Below are 5,027 nucleotides of genomic sequence, written 5' to 3' on the forward strand. Positions count from 1 at the left end.
CGGCCCCTCGAAGGTCGACATGCCGTAGAAGGCGACCGAGGTGACCATCATTCGGATGATGGGGTCGGTGCGCAGCTTGTCCCAGGCGCCCGAAAGCGTCATCAGGCCGTTGATCATGCCGCCCCAGCTTGGCATCCACAGCATGATCGAGAACACCATGCCGAGCGTCTGCGCCCAGTCGGGCAGGGCGGTGTAGTGCAAATGGTGCGGTCCGGCCCAGATGTAGAGGAAGATCAGCGACCAGAAGTGCACGATCGAGAGCTTGTAGGAATAGACCGGGCGCTCGGCCTGCTTGGGCACGAAGTAATACATCATGCCGAGAAAGCCGGCGGTCAGGAAGAAGCCGACCGCATTGTGCCCGTACCACCACTGGGTCATGGCATCCTGCACGCCCGAGAAGGCCGAGTAGCTCTCGGTGCCGAGGAACGAGACCGGCACGGCGAGGTTGTTCACCACGTGCAGGAGCGCGATGGTGACGATGAAGCTGAGATAAAACCAGTTGGCGACATAGATGTGCCGCTCGCGGCGCTTGAGGATCGTGCCCAGGAAGACCGCGAGATAGGCGACCCAGACAATCGTCAGCCAGATGTCGATATGCCAGTTCGGCTCGGCATACTCGCGTCCCTGCGAGCCGCCGAAGACGTAGGAGGTCGCGGCCAGCACGATAAAGAGCTGGTAGCCCCAGAAGACGAACCAGGCGAGGCCGCCGCCCCACAGGCGCGCCGCGCAGGTGCGCTGGACCACATAGAACGACGTGGCGATCAGGGCGTTGCCGCCGAAGGCGAAGATGACCGCCGAGGTGTGCACCGGGCGCAGCCGGCCGAAGCTGATCCAGGGCAGCCCGAGATTGAGCGCGGGGAAGGTCAGCTCGAAGGCGATGTAGACGCCGACCAGGAAGCCCACCACGCCCCAGAGCGCGGTGGCAACGACGCCAGCACGGATCACGTCGTCCATGTAGCCCGTCGCCGGCGTGCCGCCGTTCGGGCGGCGATTGGCCACGTCCCAGCGCGCGATTGTGTAGAAGAACAGCAGCACCGCGGCGACGAAGACCACAAGCGCGTTGACCGCGAAGGCGATGTCGTGCGCCCAGTTGGCGGCGATGGCGGCCAGCACCGCGACGGTGCCATAGACGCCCAGCTTGACGATCGAACCCATCCCCTCTCCCCCGACTCGGCTCGCGTAGCCCGCCGCCCGGCCGGGACGGCCGTGCGGTTCCGCGGGTTATTGCCGGGTGGGACGGGGGATGGCCTTGATCTGGGTCAAGCCGCAGCGGCCGGTGGCCCGCCGAGCGGGCCGGGCCTCAGCGCTGGCTGAGCGTCACCGGTTTTCGGTAGAAGATGTGATCGCCGATCTGTGCCGTGCGCACCATATGCTTGGCCCAGGCGGGGTTGACCGAGGCGGCGTGAAAATAGGTCGCCTTGCCGGTCAGGATGCGCGGCTTGCCCTGCATCATGAGCCAGGCGATCTTCCCGATGCGGTCGAACAGGGGGTGGTTCTTGACTACCTCGGGCTTGCCGTCGCAGTAGAAGGAGAACTGGCACGGGCCCTGTGTGTCGGCCCCCTGCTTGATCACGCCGCAGATCGTGTTGGGGTAGGCGGGATCGTCGACGCGGTTCAGGATCACTTCCGCCACCGCTTCCTGCCCGGCCAGGCTCTCGCCGCGCGCCTCGAAGTAAAGCGCCTCCGCCAGGCAGTGCCATTCGGGGGTACGCTTGCCCACCTTGACGTTGTCGATCTCGTTGAGATTGATCACGCCGCCGGCGTCTGTCGCGAGCAGGTCCGTGATGGCGCGGCTGCGCGCGCCGGTGGTGGCCGCCGCGACGTCGGCATCCTGATTGGCCAGCTCTGCGAGTGCCTGGGTCGTCCCGCGCTCGCCCGCAGCGGGATCGGGCGTGACCTTCAGAGCTGCATCGGCCGGTGGTAGGCCGGCGACGCGGCGGAAGTTATCGGTTTCGGTGAAGGCAGTGACGGCGGTGCGCTCCTCGTTGAGCAGCGTCATCACCACCTTGCCGAGCCCCTGACCGATCGAGCTGCTTGCGTCGCCCGCGTCCGGCGCGAGCACAGGTCCCAGCAGCGTGGCCAGACCGATCATGCCGGCAACAAGCCCGTGCACACGGCGCAATGCCAAAGGTGCCGTCATGGCCTCCCTCGTTCCGTTCGCGGCGTCGTTGGCTCCAGCGAAATCAACGCCTTCTGGCGCGCCGGCATTCGCCGCTCGTTGACCTATGTGCCTTCGGGCAATGCCGGGCGATGATTAACCCCGGATTCACTCAACACAACACCCCGGTGCGCTGCTGCGCCGCAGGCTTGGAGCCTCGCGGGGGAAAAAATCGTTGTGCGCCGCACAAATCGTTGCAGATCTGCAACGATTTTTTGCACCTGCACAGGGGCAGTCTCGATCAGAAACCGAATCATGTCCCGTCGGCAGCGTCGAGCCGGGCGCGGATCGTCGCCTGCGCCGCTGCCAGCCGGGCGATCGGCACGCGGAAGGGCGAGCACGAGACATAGTCGAAGCCGCACTGGTCGCAAAACCGCACCGAGCGCGGGTCGCCGCCGTGCTCGCCGCACAGGCCGATCGAAATGCCGGCGTGCCGGGCCCGCGCGCGCTCTGCGGCCATGCGCACCATTTCGCCCACGCCCTCGAGGTCGAGCGTGTGGAACGGGTCTTGCGGGAAGACCTGCTGGGCGACGTAGTCGGGGATGAAGCGCCCGGCGTCGTCGCGCGAGAGGCCGTAGACGAGCTGCGTCAGGTCGTTGGTGCCGAAGCTCAGGAAATCGGCCTCGCCGGCGATGTCGCCGGCGCGCAAGCAGGCGCGCGGGGTCTCGATCATCACGCCGACGCGGTAGTCCACCATCTCGCCGCGTTCGGCGCGGACCTCGGCAGCCACTGCGTCAATGCGGCCGCGCAGCACCTCGAGCTCGCGCACCGCCGAGATCAGCGGGATCATGATCTCGGGCCGCACCGGCTCGCCAGTGCGCCGCCCGGCCTCGCAGGCGGCCTCGAAGATCGCGCGCGCCTGCATCTGGTAGATCTCGGGGAAGGCAATGCCGATGCGGCAGCCGCGCTTGCCCAGCATGGGGTTGAACTCGGCCAGCTCCAGCGCCCTTGCCTTGACCTTCGAGACCGGCACGTCCAGCGCCTCGGCCATCTCGGCCATCTCGGCCTCGCCATGCGGCAGGAACTCGTGCAACGGCGGGTCGAGCATGCGGATGACGACAGGGAGCCCGGCCATCTCGCGGAACAGCTCGATGAAGTCGTCGCGCTGCATCGGCAGGAGCCGCTCGAGCGCGTGGCGGCGCTCGGCCTCCGTGCCGGCCATGATCATCTCGCGCATGGTGCCGATGCGGCCGTGCTTGAAGAACATGTGCTCGGTGCGGCACAGGCCGATGCCGGCGGCGTTGAAGCCGCGCGCCGTGGCGGCGTCCTGGCCGGTATCGGCATTGGCGCGCACGCCCATGCGGCGCTCGGCGTCGGCCCAGTCCATCAAGGTGGCGAAGGCGCCGGTGATCTCGGGCGGCACGGTCTCGACCGCGCCGGCCATGACCTCGCCGGCGGCACCGTCCACGGTGATCACGTCGCCCTCGACGAAGACGCGCCCGTCGCCGCTGCGCAGGTTGCCGCCATTGCGGTCGAGCGAGAGGTCCTTGGCGCCCACCACGCAGGGCCGGCCGAGCCCGCGCGCCACCACCGCGGCGTGGCTGGTCATGCCGCCGCGCACGGTCAGCACGCCCAGCGCCGCGTGCATGCCGCGGATGTCCTCGGGGCTGGTCTCGACCAGGGCCAGGATGGCCGGGTGCCCGGCGGCGGCGGCGTGTTCGGCTGCGTCCGGGGCGAACACCAGCGGCCCCGAGACGGCGCCGGGCGAGGCGGGCAGGCCGCGGCCGATCAGGTCGCGCTGCGCGTCGGGGGCGATCGAGGGATGCAGATGCGGCTCGAGGAAGCCCGGATCGACGCGCATCAGCGCCTGCTCGCGGCTGATGGCGCCGGCCTCGGCCAGCTCGACGGCGATGCGCACCGCGGCGCGGGCCGAGCGGCGCACGGGCCGGGCCTCGAGCACGAAGGCGCGGCCGGCCTCGACGGTGAACTCGAGCGTGAAGGCGTCGCCATGCGCCTGCTCCAGCCGTTCGGCGGCCTCGGCGATGGCGGCGAGGGCCTCGGGGCAGAACTCCTCGAGCGAGGGTTCGGTCAGGCCCTCGGCCTCGCGCTCGGCGCGGGTCAGGACGGCGGGGGTGCGCAGGCCCATCAGCGCCTCCTCGCCCTGCGCGGCGGCGAGGAAGCGGCCCGAGAGGCGGCGCTCGCCGGTGGTCTCGTCGCGGGCGTGGGCGATGCCGGCGCCGCTCGGCGCGGGGCCCAGCCCGAGCACCATCTGCTGCACGACCAGGGCCAGCGGCGCGTCCTCGTCGAGGCCGCGCGCGGCCCGGCGCAGGCGCGCCCCCGTGCTGCACCACGATGTGCCAAGTGCCTGAAGTGCCGCGAAAAGTTGCTCGCGCGGGTCCTGCGGGAAGGTGGTGCCTTCCTCCTCGATCAGGCCGAGGCAGGTGCGCGCCAGCTCCTCCAGATCGGCCTCGGAAAGCCCGGTTTCCGACTCGACGCCGGCGTATTTCATGGCGTCGTAGAGGGCGTATTCGAAGTCCTCGCCCTCGATGCCGAGGGCGCCGGCGCCGAAGCTGTGGATCAGGCGGCGGTAGAGGTCGCGGGCGACGCGGCCGCCGTGGCGGCGGGCCAGCGCGGGCAGGGTGGCCTCGCACACGCCGATGTTGAGGATCGAGGGCGCCGCCGCGCCGCCGCCGCCGGGGGCGGAGGCGCGCACCGACACGAGCAGCGGGGACCTTGCCCCGCCCAGCTTGGCTTTGGTGAGTTTTTCGAGCCGCGTCAATGCCTTGGATATGGCCGGGCGGGCGGCTTTGGGGTCCGCGACGAGGGCGGCGGGCACCACGAAGGCCGGCGGCACGGGCAGGCCGAGCGCGGCGGCGCGGGCGAGCCAGGCGGCCTTCTCGCCGTGGCGCGCGGCGTCGAGCGGGGCCTC

General features: G+C 70.0%; 3 protein-coding genes. All 3 read right to left on the minus strand.

Going from position 1 to position 5,027, the window contains the following annotated elements:
• The coding region (locus tag AC32QD_RS08915) for a cbb3-type cytochrome c oxidase subunit I (RefSeq protein ID WP_492010139.1) at positions 1–1,155 on the minus strand (1,155 nt) is incomplete at its 3' end.
• A 145-nt stretch (positions 1,156–1,300) separates the two neighbouring features.
• Complete coding sequence (locus AC32QD_RS08920; RefSeq protein ID WP_492010140.1) at positions 1,301–2,140, minus strand: cell wall hydrolase; 840 nt, start codon at positions 2,138–2,140, stop codon at positions 1,301–1,303.
• A 271-nt stretch (positions 2,141–2,411) separates the two neighbouring features.
• Positions 2,412–5,027, minus strand: a 2,616-nt coding sequence (ppdK, locus tag AC32QD_RS08925) for a pyruvate, phosphate dikinase (protein ID WP_492010141.1), incomplete at its 5' end; no start/stop codon positions are given.

The sequence above is a fragment of the Thermohalobaculum sp. genome, assembly GCF_058622915.1.